At 40.7% G+C, this 15,674-nt stretch carries 14 protein-coding genes; 6 read left to right on the top strand and 8 right to left on the bottom strand.

The window, feature by feature from the left end:
• Positions 1-63: 63 nt before the first annotated feature.
• From ACY3XC_RS17810 to ACY3XC_RS17795, 4 genes are all read right to left on the bottom strand, one after another.
• Positions 64-1,347: an MFS transporter gene (locus tag ACY3XC_RS17810; protein WP_464869744.1), complete on the bottom strand. Its 1,284-nt coding sequence runs from the start codon at positions 1,345-1,347 to the stop codon at positions 64-66.
• Complete coding sequence (locus ACY3XC_RS17805; protein WP_464869743.1) at positions 1,328-2,308, bottom strand: sugar kinase; 981 nt, start codon at positions 2,306-2,308, stop codon at positions 1,328-1,330. Before ACY3XC_RS17805 ends, ACY3XC_RS17810 begins: the two co-directional genes overlap by 20 nt.
• Positions 2,305-3,063: a sugar phosphate isomerase/epimerase family protein gene (locus ACY3XC_RS17800; RefSeq protein WP_464869742.1), complete on the bottom strand. Its 759-nt coding sequence runs from the start codon at positions 3,061-3,063 to the stop codon at positions 2,305-2,307. The genes ACY3XC_RS17805 and ACY3XC_RS17800 overlap by 4 nt, the downstream gene beginning before the upstream one ends.
• Before the next feature lie 383 nt (positions 3,064-3,446).
• The gene (locus ACY3XC_RS17795) at positions 3,447-3,635 is read right to left on the bottom strand and encodes a hypothetical protein (RefSeq protein WP_464869741.1); all 189 of its coding nucleotides are present in this window, start codon (positions 3,633-3,635) and stop codon (positions 3,447-3,449) included.
• A gap of 579 nt (positions 3,636-4,214) precedes the next feature.
• Between ACY3XC_RS17795 and ACY3XC_RS17790 the strand changes: the two genes are divergently transcribed.
• The 5 genes from ACY3XC_RS17790 (at position 4,215) to ACY3XC_RS17770 (ending at position 9,270) form a co-directional block, all read left to right on the top strand.
• Positions 4,215-4,730 (top strand): DoxX family membrane protein, encoded by a 516-nt coding sequence (locus tag ACY3XC_RS17790; protein ID WP_464869740.1) that lies wholly within the window; start codon positions 4,215-4,217, stop codon positions 4,728-4,730.
• A 489-nt stretch (positions 4,731-5,219) separates the two neighbouring features.
• Complete coding sequence (locus ACY3XC_RS17785; RefSeq protein WP_464869739.1) at positions 5,220-5,876, top strand: GGDEF domain-containing protein; 657 nt, start codon at positions 5,220-5,222, stop codon at positions 5,874-5,876.
• A gap of 265 nt (positions 5,877-6,141) precedes the next feature.
• Positions 6,142-6,651, top strand: a complete 510-nt coding sequence (locus ACY3XC_RS17780; RefSeq protein WP_464869738.1) for a DoxX family membrane protein — start codon at positions 6,142-6,144, stop codon at positions 6,649-6,651.
• A gap of 182 nt (positions 6,652-6,833) precedes the next feature.
• A complete protein-coding gene (locus ACY3XC_RS17775; protein ID WP_464869737.1) occupies positions 6,834-7,691 on the top strand; it encodes a hypothetical protein in 858 nt (285 codons plus the stop codon).
• Between the two features lie 37 nt (positions 7,692-7,728).
• Positions 7,729-9,270 (top strand): hypothetical protein, encoded by a 1,542-nt coding sequence (locus ACY3XC_RS17770; protein WP_464869736.1) that lies wholly within the window; start codon positions 7,729-7,731, stop codon positions 9,268-9,270.
• A 56-nt stretch (positions 9,271-9,326) separates the two neighbouring features.
• On the opposite strand, the gene ACY3XC_RS17765 is transcribed toward ACY3XC_RS17770, so the two are convergent.
• The 4 genes from ACY3XC_RS17765 to ACY3XC_RS17750 form a co-directional block, all read right to left on the bottom strand.
• On the bottom strand, positions 9,327-10,529 hold the full coding sequence (locus ACY3XC_RS17765; protein WP_464869735.1) for a CynX/NimT family MFS transporter: 1,203 nt from the start codon (positions 10,527-10,529) through the stop codon (positions 9,327-9,329).
• A gap of 143 nt (positions 10,530-10,672) precedes the next feature.
• Positions 10,673-11,995, bottom strand: a complete 1,323-nt coding sequence (locus ACY3XC_RS17760; RefSeq protein ID WP_464869734.1) for a (Fe-S)-binding protein — start codon at positions 11,993-11,995, stop codon at positions 10,673-10,675.
• On the bottom strand, positions 11,992-13,404 hold the full coding sequence (glcD, locus tag ACY3XC_RS17755; RefSeq protein ID WP_464869733.1) for a glycolate oxidase subunit GlcD: 1,413 nt from the start codon (positions 13,402-13,404) through the stop codon (positions 11,992-11,994). The genes ACY3XC_RS17760 and glcD overlap by 4 nt, the downstream gene beginning before the upstream one ends.
• Before the next feature lie 114 nt (positions 13,405-13,518).
• Positions 13,519-14,613, bottom strand: coding sequence for a CdaR family transcriptional regulator (locus tag ACY3XC_RS17750; protein WP_464869732.1), 1,095 nt, complete (start codon positions 14,611-14,613; stop codon positions 13,519-13,521).
• A gap of 120 nt (positions 14,614-14,733) precedes the next feature.
• Between ACY3XC_RS17750 and ACY3XC_RS17745 the strand changes: the two genes are divergently transcribed.
• Positions 14,734-15,597 carry an HAD family hydrolase gene (locus tag ACY3XC_RS17745; protein WP_464869731.1) on the top strand — a complete coding sequence of 288 codons (864 nt, stop codon included), beginning with the start codon at positions 14,734-14,736 and terminating at the stop codon, positions 15,595-15,597.
• Positions 15,598-15,674: the final 77 nt, after the last annotated feature.

Genomic DNA, 15,674 nt, shown 5'->3' with positions numbered 1-15,674 from the left:
CAGAAAAGAGGATGACAGTTACATGTGTCATCCTCTTTCTACTATTTTTAAAATAACCTGGTTCTACGCGCTCATTTCCATATCTGCGGGCTTGCTGCTATCCTTTTTTGCGACATTTACCGCCCAAATCGTTAAGATTGCAGAAAGGAATAATGATCCTGCCATAAAGATATAAGAAGCACCAAATCCGCCTGTAGCACCGTTCAAATATCCCACGATATAGGCACCAACGAATGATCCTAATGCCCCCATAGAGTTAATAAGAGCCATCGCCCCACCTGCAACGTTACGTGGCAGGATTTCAGGAATGATTGCAAAAAATGGACCATACGGAGCATACATCGCCCCACCTGCAATGATTAATAGGACAAAGGAAATCCAGAAATGCTGCGTTCCAATTGCATAAGAAGCATAGAATGCGATTGCGCCAATTAATAGGAAAGGCCAAACAAAAGCACTGCGATTCATCATTTTATCAGAGAAATAAGAAGCTGTTAACATCAGAACAATCGCTAAAATATAAGGGACGGAAGACAGCCAGCCTGTTGTGACAATATCCATATTTGGCGCTGCTTTAATAATAGAAGGGAGCCACATCACAAATCCATAGACACCAATGCTCCATAGGAAGTATTGAATACTAAGTAAAATAACGGGTTTTGATTTAAAGGCCTCAGCGTAATTTTTAACCGGCTTAATTCCTTCTTGTTCTTTTGCTAATTGTAGTTCAAGGTCAGACTTTTCTTTATCGGTTAACCATTTTGCATCTTTCGGCTTATCATTGACTAACTTCCACCAAATGAATGCCCAAATCACAGCAGGCAGACCTTCAATAATAAACATCCATCTCCAGCCGACAGATTCAACGAGGTAACCAGAAACAATCGACATCCATAATACGGTTGCAGGGTTACCAAGAATTAAGAAGGTATTGGCACGAGAACGTTCTTTTTTCGTAAACCAGTTGCTTAAGAGTACTAGCATGGACGGCATGACAGCACTTTCTACGACACCAAGGGAGAAACGAATCACGAACAGTAATTTCACATTCGTTACCATACCTGTAGCCGTAGCAAGTAAGCCCCAAGCAATCAAGGACCAAAAAATTAGTACCTTGGCACTCTTTTTCTCTGCGTAAGCAGCACCCGGAACTTGGAAAAAGAAATAGCCTAAGAAGAAAAGTGCACCGAGCAGGGAGGAGGTAGCTGCCGTGATATCAAGGTCTTTCGCTAATCCAGAAGCGGCTCCAAACCCGTAATTGGCACGGTCAAGATAGGCAAGGCTGTAAGTAATAAAAGCAATTGGAATCAGATAGAACCATCTTTTTTTAGCTATGGTTTGTTTCATGTTCGTTCACTCCCTGTATATTATTTTCGATATATTTTTCTAACTGTTCCTTGGTTGGATAGCCATCATTGTCACCAGGTGACTGAACAGCCAGCGAACCAATTGCATTTCCTCGTATCACCGCGTCATAAAAGGAGAGACCTTCAAGGAGTCCACTAATTACTCCTACAGCAAAACCATCACCTGCACCAACGGTATCAACGACTTTTTCTACAGGAAATCCGAGTACGGTTCCTTCTTCGGCTGCACTTTTATAATAAGCTCCCGCCGGTCCAAGCTTAATGACCACAAGCTCGACACCCTTGTCTAAGTAAAAGGAAGCGATGTCGCTTGGATTTATGTAACCTGTTAAGATTTCACCCTCAGCCAGCCCTGGTAATACGTAATCAGTTTGGAAGGCCACTTCATTGATTTCTCTTACCATTTCTTCATGTGATGCCCAAAGAGCCGGCCGTAAATTCGGGTCAAAGGACACCTTTCGATTATTTTTTTTCATAAAGGCTAAAGCATGTTTGGCAAAACCACGTGCATCTTCCGAGATTGCTAATGGAATACCCGTCATATGAAGGTGTTTAGCTTCTAGAAAATACTCTTCATTGAAATCGTCTTTATTTAGATGGCTGGCAGCCGATCCTTTACGGAAGTATTGAACCTCCGGATCTCCTTCTAGCACCATCGATTTTAATTGGAATCCAGTTGGGTACTTACTGTCCAACAAAACATGATTGATGTTGACGTTTTCATTTTTAAGACGGTTGATAATGAATTTTCCAAATGCGTCGCTGCCTACTTTACTTGCCCAGCCAGAGCCGAGTCCAAGGCGTGCCAACCCAATTGCCACGTTCGTTTCAGCCCCTGCAAGCTCGCGGGTAAATTGGCTGACTTCGCTTAATGGACCAGGATGATTGGCCATGAACATGGTCATTGCTTCGCCAAATGTTACGATATCTAATTGTTTCATGCTAACGCCTCACTTTCTGTCATCATTTGAATATACTCTTTTGTGCGTAATGTTGGTTCAATCGGGAACTCAAGCGCTTTCACTAGATCGTTAGGAAGGCTGGTCATCACCTTTTCCCAGCTGTGACCAATACCTTTTTGAAGTGGTACAGTTACGAGCTCGCCGTTTTCCTGATTAACCTGTTTTAGATGAAGATAATGAACATATTGCGAAAGTTGAGTTAAAGCTTCGTCTACATCCTGTTTGGAATAGTACCAGTTGCCAGCATCAAACGTCATTTTCACAGGAACGTTCTGCGCGGTGGCGCTTTCAAAAAAGGACTTTAAATTGTTAACATTTCCGCCATATAGAGTCTGGTCGTTCTCAACAAACAAATGAATTTCTGGATGCTGCTTTAAAAAAGAATGGAGGGTGCTAACACTAGATTGTCTTTTATCAAAGTGACCCAGCGAAACTTTAATCCACTTTGCTCCTAGCTTTATTCCTTCTTGAAAAATGGTTGTTAATTCTTGTTCATTTAGCTGATAATTTTCTTTCCACAATTCAATTGGAGCTGAATAGACGGTAAAGAGTTGATGTTGTTCCATTTCTTGCTGCATGCTATCTAATGATGGATCTTGATTTGAAAATAACTCTCTGCGAATTTCAATCCCATATGCGCCAGATTCGGCAATGAGTTTAATAAAGGAAGTTTGCCCTTTCTCTAACACTTCAACTCTATCAAAAGCATTTAAAGGGACAATCACATTTTGCATGGTATGACACCTTCTTTGAAGTAGTAAAATGATAAATTGTTTTAATAAACCGGTTTAGTAAATCGGTTTATGGATATTATATACCAAATGAAAGCGCTCTTGCAACAAAAACTTTTTTGTAAAAAAAAGGACCCGGCCAGTTGCCGAGTCCAAAAAGAAATCTTATAAAAGGGGGTTATGAAAGAGAGAGAAAAAAGTTTGTCCTCTTCACGTATTTATCTTACCCCGTAAGTATGAACAAATTATGAACAAAGGTTTAAGGTTCTATTAATTTACATCATCCCATCAAGCGTTCTGGAGGATACTGCAAGAGTTTGTGGAATGACGTCGTTTTGGATCAGATAAAGGAAGAGACCAGCAAATTTTAAGCTGGTCTCTACCTTTTACATTAGATGTTCAATTTTTTCTTCAAAATATTCATTCATAAGGAAATCGAGGTTGATTTTCAGGCTTACATATTCGGAAGTATTCGGGCCTGTTCGGTTAAATAATTCACTAAGTTTTATTTTTAACTCAACGATGTCCATTAATAGTTTTGTATTTTCAATTTGAATCGATTTGTTTGTTTTCATCATACACCTCGTATGTATTTTTAGTTATGTGGTTTGGAAGGTGAGATGACTTGATTTCCAAGTTCTACGATTTATGATGATAGCATTTTTCCAAAGCCTTTCCGATAGTAACATAGAACATCTTTGCTGTGAACCAGGATTTAAAAAGTAGAAAAATTGAAAAAAGGGTAAATGATTCTGATATATCATGTTGCTGTCAAAGTACTTTTATTTAGACAAGATTTCGGCCATATTAAACTATTCTGTAATAACATCTAAATTTCGACAAATTATTTAATAGATTTAAGGGGAATTTTGCTTACGAACTTTTTGAAGTCATATTGATACGCAGAACAGGAAAGTTTTATAAATAACAAAGGCTGTGTTAAATTAGGCTGTTGATTCCTATGCTAAAAGCTGAAAATGGCTAATCTACAAAGTAAGACATGCGCAAAGTTCCTGCTAATCCAGTGTGTTCAATTTTCCGTCATAACATTTTGGCTATATTGTGAAATTGTTCACATAATCATGTTTTAAATGTTGGAAACGAGTATAGTGTAAGTATAAAGAACAAACAAATATTGAAAGAAGGAATGACAAATGTTTAACAACTTTTTAAGAGAAAATAAAATCTCAGCAGCTATTTTAACCATTATCCGTTTATATCTTGGCTACGCATGGTTCACAGCTGGCTTTCATAAAATTACAGGCGGCTTCGACGCTTCTGGATTCCTAAAAGGAGCGATTGCTAAACCGGTAATGGGTCCTGACGGCAATATGGTTTACGGCTGGTACGTTAACTTTTTAGAAAGCTTTGCATTGCCGAACATTGATGTCTTTAACTTCATCGTTCCTTGGGGCGAAACATTAATCGGTTTAGGACTTATGCTTGGATGTTTAACAACTGCAGCCATGTTCTTTGGTCTAGTAATGAACTTCAGCTTTTTCTTAGCAGGAACAGTTTCTCATAACCCAACTGATATCTTCTTAGGCTTCATCATCTTAACTGCTGGTTACAACGCAGGCAGATACGGTTTAGACCGCTGGGTGGTTCCGTTCATCCGCAAAACAGCTAAGACATACGTTGGCAAAGACAAAGCAAAAGCAGCTGCATAAATAGAGTTACAAAAAGACGATTCGGTAATCTTACCGGGTCGTCTTTTGTATGCTTGGCAGCGCTTCGCTCTAATGGATGAAAGTCCCTAACATGCCGTTGTAGCGGAATTGTATAGCTGACAGGTAGTCTCCTAGAGCTTTTTTACTATTATTATATGATTTTTAGCATAAAAAGGGAAATTTTGGGTGAATAATGCTAAACTATTTATCGACAGAAATTTTTCTAAAAAACGATAAAAGACCTTTGTTACAAAGGGGTTGAGGTCGTTTTAATCAAACGATTAGTTAGGAAGAAACCAGTCGGAGTTTGCCGAATTTTCAACTATTGAAAATATCAATACTAATTTTTCCCAATATTTATAGTAAAATTGTATTGTGATTATTATTGGAAAATGAAAAAGCTTCTATGAGTTTTCCAATCAAGCCTCAGCTTAATACCTTTCTACTGGATTGGTTAAATAGTCTTTTATGTTAAAGGATGTTGATAAAGTGAGATATAAAGGCAGGATCGTAACATTTTTAATAGTTTTCCTAATAAATTTACTATATACAGCTTTTTATTTTATTAGAGATGGTTATGTAGACTGGATTGAGTATGCTGGATATCTAATATTGCTGCCACTTGCTTGGTGGTTTGGCAAGCAATACGATAAAGCAAAGTATTATTCTGACAAGGACCCTTTAACGGGAATTTATAATAGAAGATACGTTGAGTCCGCATTTACTACTATTAAATCTAGGATAGAACAAAATGGCCAGAGTGGTGCTGTTCTACTTCTCGACGTAAATGACTTTAAATTGGTCAATGATCATTTGGGACATAAATTGGGAGATGAATATTTAATTCTTATTACCAATCAATTAAAGAGAAGTGTAAGGAAAACGGATATCGTAGCCCGTTGGGGGGGAGATGAATTCCTCATTCTAGCACCTGAGGTTCGAAGAAAAGAAGAGTTGGAAAAAATGCTGGAGCGAATCCATCAAAATTTGAGACAGCTGTCATTCCATGATGTAAAAATAAGTGTTTCAATTGGCCCAGCCCTCTACCCTAAGCATGGAAAGGATCTTGATGACCTATTAAAAGTGGCTGATAAAAATATGTATCAAATAAAATCACAGAAAAAGCTAAGAGACACACTGGGCTAGCTAGTGTCTTTTAGCTTTTTTTGATAATTGGTTCGAATACTGGCGGATGGCGGAGAATACTGGCGGATGGCGAGAAACACTGGCGGATGGCAAGGAAATACTGGCGGATAGCGAGGAATAGTACTCGCTTTTTAGCGCTGTTCAAAATTCTGTCATATCATTTTGAACACATTGTGAAATTGTTCACATAACCATGTTTTAAACGTTGGAAACGAGTATAGTGTAAGTATAAAGAACAAACAAATATTGAAAGGCGGAATGACAAATGTTTAACCACTTTTTAAGAGAAAATAAAATCTCAGCAGCTATTTTAACCATTATCCGTTTATACCTTGGCTATGCTTGGTTCACAGCTGGCTTTCATAAAATTACAGGCGGCTTCGACGCTTCTGGATTCCTAAAAGGAGCGATTGCTAAACCGGTAATGGGTCCTGACGGCAATATGGTTTACGGCTGGTACGTGAACTTTTTAGAAAGCTTTGCATTGCCGAACATTGATGTCTTTAACTTCATCGTTCCTTGGGGCGAAACATTAATCGGTTTAGGACTTATGCTTGGATGTTTAACAACTGCAGCCATGTTCTTTGGTCTAGTAATGAACTTCAGCTTTTTCTTAGCAGGAACAGTTTCTCATAACCCAACTGATATCTTCTTAGGCTTCATCATCTTAACTGCTGGTTACAACGCAGGCAGATACGGACTAGACCGCTGGGTAGTACCATTCATTCGTAAAACAACAAAGACTTATACTGAAAAAAATAAAGCAGCAGCCTAACTAGTAGGTACAAAGAGATGATTCGTTCCCCCCGAATCGTCTTTTTTTTATATTAAAAATTACCCATACTGTTAAAAGGATTTGGGTGAAAAGAATCGATTTTAAGAATAGACGACAAAAAACGAAGATTTTGCTCGAATTTTGTCCGTGAACATTACGATTCTTTGAAGGGGGGTGAAATCGTGCACTTCCGCCAATTTCTTATATCAGCTTTAATGGTTGGTGCGGTAATGCTTTTTCCAGACAATGCTTTTGCTGAGAAGAATGAACTTCGTCCTCAAAAGGGACAAGCTCAGGCTTCAATACCTGAACAGGCTTCAATATCACTATCAGAACCAGCATCAGTACCAGAGCCTGCAACAATATCTGTACCAGCAAATGCCGAAGAGGACCAATCGCTGAACAAGACGATTCCTGAACATGCTCGTGAAAACCAAGCACAAGCAAAACAGCTCCCAGCCCAAAATACTCAAATTCAGGATGCGTTGGAAAAAGGTTTGCCAGAGCAGGCAAAGGGAAACGCGAAGTCGGTGGTAAAGAAGGCTGAGAAGGTTGTTCCGGGCAATGTCCCCGAACATAGCGAGGCTGTCCAGGCAAATCATACAGTAGAAAAGTTGAATCCTAAAAAATCTATCCAAGATACTGATAGTGAAGGTAAAGTCGAAAAAGTAAAACCAGAAAAGGTAGATACTATTGTCGACTTGCAAGATGAAGACTTAGACATAACAAAATCAGGATCCGTTGTGCAGGAGCCACAGAATGATCCTGCCAGCAAGGAAGAGATACCTAAGGTAAACCAAGCACTGAATCAAACACAGAGAAGCAACGGTTCAGGGGGTCAATCAAATGATCGGGTCAATCACGGGATAAATAATTTAAGCTTTTTGGATAAATGGTTTGAATGGAATCACTACTTTGAAATCAAACTTGCCCAGCCATACCTTACCCGGCAAGCCTTGATAAATACTCAATGGGTGAATGCTCCGCCATCGCCGCCGCCGCAGGCAGCTCCTTTATTAACCAATGTCACCCGCAGCTAAAAGCCACGGATCATGATAATAAAAGGAGCGAATTAAAATGAAACATTACTTAAACTCTAATAAAGTTGCTAAATCTTTTGTACTTGCAGGAGCATTATCGTTTGGAATTTTTGCTGGAGGTCAGTTTACGGAAGCAGCAGGCCCAGATCACACTAAAGCTGAAAAAACTGTTCAAGTGAAACAATCCAATAACGGAAAGGTTAATGTGAAGGTAAAACCAGTTGTTCCGGCTGCACCAGCAGTACAGGCGAAAGAGGAAGTAAGCGTACAAGTACAGCCTAAAGAAGAAAAGGCTAGTAAGTCACAGGCGAGCGTCCATGCAAGCGAAAATGCAAAATTGCATGCAGCCCCAAATTCAGCTGTTCTTGGAAAGGGAGAAAAGGCTGACAAAGTGGTTGTGGAAGAGGAAGTAAAGGAAGTAGAACCAGTTGAGGAAGCAACACCTGAAATGGAAATCGAAACCGAAGTTACAACGGATGAAACTGAAGCGGATACGAATACAGCTTCTGAATCTGAAGAAGGTGTTGACGGTAATAACGATGTAGATGTTAAAACGGAAGATGAGGATGACGCGGCAAAAGAAGAGGAAGAAGATACAGATGCTGACTCTGACTCAGTTGTAAGAATTGAAGATGAAGAAGATGAGGACGAAGATTCCAAAAACATCGACTTTGAAACAGACGCCATTGTAAAAACGGAAGAAGACGAAGAAGCTGAAGCTGTTGAAGAAGAGGAAAAGGTAAACCCGTCTGCAGCTAACAAAGCAAAGGCACAAGCTAGTGTAAAAGCAAGCAAAACTGCTAAAGCACATGCGGCGGCCAATTCAGCTGTCCAAGCGTCAGCAGAAGAAGTTACTGAAGACGTACAAGTTGAGGAAGCTGTTGAAGCTGAAACTTCTGAAGAAGCTGTTGAAGCTGAAACTGAAGTTGAATCTGAAGAGGTTACAGAAGATGCAGTGAATGTTGAAACTGCGACAGAAGAAGTACAAGAAGTTGAAGAAGACGTAGAAGTAACAGAGGTTGAAAAAGTAAACCCATCTGCAGCTAACAAAGCAAAGTCACAAGCTAGTGTAAAAGCAAGCGAAACTGCTAAAGCACATGCGGCGGCCAATTCAGCTGTCCATGCGGTTGCAGAAGAAGTTACTGAAGACGTACAAGTTGAGGAAGCTGTTGAAGCTGAAACTTCTGAAGAAGCTGTTGAAGCTGAAACTGAAGTTGAATCTGAAGTTGAATCTGAAGAGGTTACAGAAGATGCAGTGAATGTTGAAACTGCGACAGAAGAAGTACTAGAAGTTGAAGAAGACGTAGAAGTAACAGAGGTTGAAAAAGTAAACCCATCTGCAACTAATAAAGCAAAGGCTCAAGCTAGTGTAAAAGCAAGCGAAACTGCTAATGCACATGCAGCGACCAATTCAGCTGTCCGTGCGGTTGCAGAAGAAGTTATTGAAGACGTAACAGTTGAAGAAGCTGTTGAAGTTGAAACTTCCGAAGAAACTGTTGAAGTAGCAACTGAGGCTGTATCTGAAGAGCTTGCAGTAACTGAAGAAGAGGCTGTTGCTGTAATTGATTTAAAAAATTAATCTGTATTCAATAAGAAACCGAAGGATATTTTTCCTTCGGTTTCTTTGTGATTGATTTATACATACCGATTCCGACCGGACAGCATTCCAAATATGATGACGACTACTGAAACTACAATGAGGGTAATAATGGGAATGGTCCATGTATGAGCTAAGTCATATAAATAGCCAATAAACAACGGACCTACTGCTGCTAGGAGATAACCTGTAGATTGTGTCATTCCAGATAAAGCTGCCGCTTGATTTGCATTTCGTGCACGCAGTCCGATATAGGTTAGAGCTAAGGGAAAACTTCCTCCCAATGCAATCCCAATCAAGACAATACTAAGGATTAAAATCGGATAGGAATCGCCTAACAGTAACCCGCTATAGCCAACAACTGCGCACATCCCTAACATGAATGAAATCCATACCTGAGACCCCGCACGACCTGCAAGGACAGGAATGAAGAAACTTGCAGGTAATCCCATTAGCTGAGTAAAGGAAAGCATCCATCCTGCTGTCCCCATACTTATTCCATGACTATGCAGGATTTCAGGTAACCAAGAAATCGTTACATAGAATAAAAAGGATTGGAATCCCATGAAAATGGCGATTTGCCAGGCGAGAGGAGTACGCCATAGTGCAGCAGAGTCCGCGCCCCCCCTCTTTTGAATGACGCTGGATTCTTTTCCGTTACTTTTTCGTAGAAAGACCCACACTACGATTGCAACTACTACCGGTATTGCCCATACAATTTGAGCACCCTGCCACCCAAGGTTTAAATCCATTGCTAAAGGAACGCTGATTCCTGAAGCTAAGGATGCGATTAATCCCATTGATGTGGAATAAACACTTGTCATTAACCCGAATTTCTCTGGGAACTTATCCTTAACAACCGCTGGTAAAAGAACATTTCCAATCGCAATGCCCAATCCAGCCATAAGAGTTCCAGCGAAAAGGAAAAAAGTCATCGGAACCGAGCGGATCATAATACCAATGAAAAGAGATGTTAAACCAATGATTAATGTCACTTCATTTGTCAGCTGATTCGCTATTTTTGGAACAAGGGGAGACATGATGGCGAAAACCACTAAAGGTAAACTCATCAATAAACCTGCACTCCAATGCGCAAGTCCAACATCTTCCTGAATCATACCAACTAATGGCCCCAGAGATGTAATAGCTGGGCGCAAATTAAAGGCTACAAGGACAATCCCTATAATAAAAAAATATATATATGCTGATTTCGCATTCGCTTTTGACTCTAATAATTCCAAGAAAAGCAACCTCTCTCTCATAAAACAAACTTTCTAAAGTATAGCATATTCATTGGGAAAGAGGGGACCGTGGGGACGGTTCTCATGGTCATTAATTTGGCTAATGACCACAAGAACCGTCCCCACGGTCCTTTTTAGACATATTATTTCACTGCTTCTGCTAACAAATCGACGATATGAACGCCGCGCATTTTACCGGACAGGCCTTCGCGCTCGATTCCGAGCTGCATTTGAAGCAAGCATCCAGGGTTTGCGGTTACGATGGTGGTCGCATGAGTCGCTTTTGCCTGAACCATTTTATAGTCGAGCATGACCATCGACATTTCGGACTCAACGATATTATAAATACCAGCAGAACCACAGCAGCGGTCGGCTTCATTCATTTCTTTGTACTGTACCCCTTTTATAGCCCCCAGCAGTGTCCTTGGCGCTGAGGCTGTTTTCATCACATTTCGCAAATGGCAGGAATCCTGATAGGTAATCACCTGAGAAGGGAGCTCTAATTTCACTTTTTTATGAAAAGAAACAGCTACAAGTATTTCAGAAATATCCTTTATCTTCTCTTTGAACGCCACTGCACGTTGCTTCCAAACAGGGTCATCCTTCAGCAGGTGATCATAATCAACAAGGAAAGCTCCGCAGCCGCCAGCATTGGTAATAATAAAGTCGGCATCTAAGTCTTCAAATGCTGCAATATTTCTCTTGGCAAGTTCCTTCGCTGAATTCTTTTCACCGCTGTGTCCGTGAAGAGCCCCACAGCAGGTTTGCTGCTTCGGAATCACAATCTCACAGCCAGCTAATTGTAACAATTTCATAGTCGAATCATTTGTCTTCATGAACATCGTATCCATCAAGCAGCCGCTGAAAAAAGCAACCTTGTGTACTTTCTCCGCCAATGCTGGCAGGTGCTCTGGACGGTTCTTCATTTCTCTCATAGTCGGTACTTTTGGAAGCACTTTTTCCATCGTGGCTAAATTGTCAGGTAACAAACCTAAATAGCCAGTTTTCTGCGCAAGGGTTTGAATCCCAGAGCGCTGATAGAAGCCAAGCAATCCAACCATCGTGCGCATCCGATTTTGGTGAGGGAAAAGCCCTTCAAATACTGTTTTTCTAATAGCCCTAACCGGTAGTGAGTGTTTTTTATTTTGATTAATAATATCCCTTGCTTCTTCTAGTAAGTGACCGTAATTAACGCCGGAAGGGCAGACTGGTTCACAGGCACGGCATCCGAGACAAAGCTCGAGGGAGCGTTCGAAATCCTCATCAGGTTCAACTATTCCATCGACGACGGCTTTCATCATCGCAATCCGACCGCGAGGAGAATGAGACTCCTTGTAACCTGATTCAATATACGTTGGACAGGTTGGCAGACAGAAGCCGCAGCGCATACAATTTAACAACTCGTCCTCGTTCATACGCTCTTTGAATTGCTCTTGAATTTTCTGTTGTTCCAGTAAAGTTGTCATCTTGTCATCACCACGCGTTTCTTGCTGTCCTTCGCAAAGACTTTCCCGGGGTTCATGATGTTGTTCGGATCAAAAGCCTGCTTAATCCCCATCATCGCAGCGATTCCTTCCTTTTTCAGCTTCCACTCTAGGTACGGCGCCTTCATCGCTCCGACTCCGTGCTCTCCGGTAATTGTTCCACCGAGTTCAATCGCTTTTTCAAAAATTTCAGCGAACGCTTTTTCAACGCGTTCCATTTCTTCATGGTTTCTCACATCGGTTGCGCAGGTAGGATGGAGATTGCCGTCACCGGCATGACCAAAGGTGCAAATGGTCAAATTATATTTTTCGGTGATTTCATTAATTGCTTTTACCATATTGGCAATTTCAGAACGCGGAACGGTTGCATCCTCCAAAATGGTCGTTGGTGCTAAACGGGCAATTGCTGAAAGTGCAGCGCGTCTTGCCGTTCTAAGCGCCATCGCTTCCTCTTCTGATGCAGCGATTTGAATCGATACCGCATTTTCCTGCTTACATACCTCTGCGATTTTAGCTATATCGCGTTCGACAACCTCGGGCGGACCATCCTGTTCAATTAATAGCACCGCTTGAACGTCAGTTGGCAGACCAATTTGAGCATAGTCTTCAACGACCTTTAATGTTGCTTGATCGAGGAACTCCAAAGTAGTTGGAATGATTTTATTGGCAATAATCTTCGAAACAGACCTTGCAGCTGCAGAAAGATCCTGGTAAAGAGCCACCATCGTTTTCCGTGTTTCCGGCATTGGAATCAGCTTCAAGGTGGCTTCGGTAATCGCACAAAGTGTTCCTTCTGAGCCAACGAAAAGTCGAGTTAAGTCATACCCAGCAACATCCTTTGCCAGCTTTCCGCCTGTTCGAATGATATCGCCATTCGGTAATACCGCTTCAAGTCCAATCACATAATCCCGCGTAACACCGTATTTGAGTCCGCGTAAGCCGCCTGAATTCTCGTTAATATTCCCGCCAATCGTTGAGATTTTCATCGAACTGGGATCTGGCGGATAGAAAAGACCCTTTTCTTCAATGGCATTAATCAAATCAAGGGTAATCACACCTGGCTGAACGGTAATCGTCAGGTTTTCTTCATCAATTTCAAGGATTCTGTTCATATGTTTAAAAAGGAGGACCACTCCGCCCTCCGTTGGGCACGTTCCTGCACAAAGGTTGGTGCCTGAACCGCGCGGAACAATCGGAACTCCGTATTGATTACAAATCTTCAATATCTCTGAGACTTCCTCAGTATTTCGCGGACTGACTATTGCATCCGGCATTGATTGGAAGTTTGGTGTTGCATCATAGGAATAGACTAAACGTTCTATTTTAGAATCATCGAAGTTTTCTTTGGTTACAATTGAAATCAATTTTTCTTTTACATCATTCGAGAGCATGCTTTTTCCCCCATTTTCGTACTATTTTCATACTACTTAAAGTATAAAAAAACAGGCATACGCCTGCTATAGATGAACATACAAAAAAATAGCCGCATATAGATTTGTTTTTGGTTATTCATCCAAAAGATGGACAGCAAGGTACAAACAAAACAAATCATGGATGGCGTTTGGGTTTAACTGGGTCAGCTCCTCGATTTTCTTCAAACGATAATGAAGCGTGTTGATATGAATGTGCAAGGAGTGAGCTGTATTTTTTAACGAATGATTTTGATTAAATAATTCACGTAAGGTTTCCAACAGGTCTTTTTCTTTTAAAAGGGTTCCAATGGTCCGCTGAATGTATTCAGATTTTATCTCTCCCGAAAGTACACCGGTAATCATTTCAAGGGTTAATTCTTCATCAGAAATAATACTTTTATTTCGTCTAGCGATTTTCAACGCTCGTTCGGCCTGCACATAGGATTGGTGCAGCTTAGAAGCGGGTGCACACTGGCCGACTCCAGCATAAGCAGTAATCCCGAAGCTATTTTTAATGAATTGCAGAAAGTGCCCTAAACGATTTTTGATTTGAACGTTAATAGAGCAATCGATTAATACAATGATTCGTTCATTACCTGACCTTGTTAGGACGTCATTTTTATTATGGGAAAAAGCACTCAAGATAGAGGACCATACATCTCTTGATAAAGGAAACCTTCTTTCTCCAAACTCGATGATAACAGCTGTACGGTTAACATCAAGATTAATGGTCAGAGCACGGGCACGTTCAAGCAAACTCGGACTTGGTTCTTTTGCCTGAAGCCATTCGAGGACAAAGGTTTCCATCGCTCGGGAGTGATATTCAAACTGTTCACCAAAGTAGTTTTCACTGATTAACAGCTCGGTCATTTTACGAATGATTTCCCCAAACGGGGTAACACTTTCAGGGTCACCTGTAATCCCAATAACACCAATGACCTCATGTTGAAAGAAAATAGGTAGATTAATCCCAGACTTTACCCCTTTTAGCTGTAAGGCTTCATTCTCGGTAATAATCAGCTTTTTCTTCTGCTGTGATGTGATGAAGGCTCCTTCATGGAAGGTACCGAGTCGTTCCCGGTTAGTGCTTGCCATGATGATGCCATCTGTGTTCACTACGATAATTTCTTCTGCCATTAATTTCTGAACTTCCCTCACTATTTTTTCAGCGAGTTCTGGTTGAAGCATTTGGCATCACCATCCCTTGTATATTGGTATTTCCATAAATATGGTAGAAATTATTTTTGAAGTAATATTTTAATTAGTACTATAATTATAATGAAATAAAAGTGCAAAGGGGAGAATATCTTGAAATATAAAATGTTAGCGACAGATTTGGACGGAACACTATTAAATGAGCAAAGAGAGATTGATAAGGAAAATATCGAGGCGATTCATGAGTACCGCGAAAGAGGCGGAAGGGTCGTGATTTGCAGCGGCCGTTCCCCGCTTTCTACCAGATGGATTGCCAATACAATCGGACTAAAAGGTGAGCCGATTATTGCCTATAATGGCGCTGTGATCCTTGATGAAAATGGAGAAATTAGTGAGCAATCTGTTTTCGAGCATGACCATCTCATGAGCTTCTGGGAGTTATGTGAAGGAGACGGCATTTATGCACATTTTTACGAGGGAGATACCTTACTCGTTCCATCAGAAACGAAATGGAATAAGAATTGGATTGAGAATAATATCCTCGCTCTTGAAAAAACAGGGGCAAACTTGGAAGAACGTGAGAGTTTTCGCGGGCAATGCCAGGTGAAAATGGTCGCTGATTTTTATCGCTATGTTAAGACTAATCAACCCGTGATCACAAAAATTGCTGTTTTTAACGATGAGGGTAAACTCGCTGATTTTACAAAAGCGATTGATAACCAAGTAGGTGGAATGGAAATCAGCAGCAGTTTCAACTTTCTCAATTTGGAAATTTCACCTGCTGGTGTGAGCAAGGCATCATCCTTATTAAAACTCGGTGAGAAGCATGATATTCACATTTCGCAAATTGCGGCGATTGGGGATAATTACAATGATTCCCTGATGCTAAGTGCTGCAGGACTAGGGATTGCAATGGGAAATGCACCGGACGATGTGAAAAATCTGGCTGATCAGGTGACGGGAAGTAATCATGAAAAAGGCGTTGCACAGGCGATTCGTCGTTTTCTACTAGAATAATTTTGAAATGGTATTTTACTATTTTAATAAAAATGTTGAATTATTATTTTACTCGCGATATAATGAGTGCATGGAAA

It is taken from the genome of Bacillus sp. CZDM1 (assembly GCF_055502545.1).
The sequence above is the reverse complement of the archived record's forward strand: the minus strand, read 5'-3'. Positions and strand labels throughout refer to the sequence as shown.